The following is a 707-nucleotide window of genomic DNA, read 5'->3' as shown; positions in this document are numbered from 1 at the left end:
CGCCGCCTGACAACGGAATCCACCCCGACCTGGCGCGGTGCGTGAACCACCCTCAACACGGCAATCTGGGATGAAACAACGGGATGAAACGCCCTCTGATACGGCACTAGGGCGCGTATCCGGTTGTGATCATTTTCACCTTGCCTTATTGCGGGGTGAGGGGCTGTCCGTGTTGCGATGGGGATACTTGGGGCATGCAGTTCATAGCTTTCATGACCCTGCCCGGGCTGGTCATCGTGCTGACCCTGCTGGCCTTCCTCGACCAGCTGCTGTTACGCGCGGGGCGGGCCGGAGTTCTGCCCTGGCGAAACAGTGCACGTCAAGGGCAGGTATCGGCGACTGGATTCGAACAACTGCACGCCAGTCTCTCTCCGGGCAAGCAGAACGAGCTGAAGGAGCGGCAGTCGGCACTGGTCATGCCGGACAACCAAGATGACGGCGCTCCACCGCACAGGACGACGGTCGACCTGGCTGCAGGGACAGCGGTCGTCCGGATTCCACGTTCCGGACAGTAGACGGATCAGGCGCGGGAATACAGAGTCGTGATCAAGGGCTGGTTCGGGCGAAATCCTTGATCCAGATCACGGCGGCGCGGAGGTGGAGGCCTGCTAGTGTCCTGAGTCGGAGATTCGTCGTTGGTCTGGTGTGAGTCGTCCTGGACCGAAGATCCCGCCGGTGGTGCTCTCTGATGCCGAGCGGTCGATGTT

1 protein-coding gene is annotated in these 707 nt (G+C 61.7%); it reads left to right on the top strand.

Going from position 1 to position 707, the window contains the following annotated elements; genetic code table 11:
• Positions 1–194: 194 nt before the first annotated feature.
• Positions 195–515, top strand: coding sequence for a DUF6191 domain-containing protein (locus IF89_RS0135785; RefSeq protein ID WP_030777517.1), 321 nt, complete (start codon positions 195–197; stop codon positions 513–515).
• The last annotated feature ends 192 nt before the right edge of the window (positions 516–707 follow it).

The sequence above is a fragment of the Streptomyces sp. NRRL F-2664 genome (assembly GCF_000719345.1).
In the GTDB taxonomy this organism is placed as follows: Bacteria; Actinomycetota; Actinomycetes; order Streptomycetales; family Streptomycetaceae; genus Streptomyces.
This window is presented reverse-complemented; position numbering and strand designations above follow the sequence as displayed.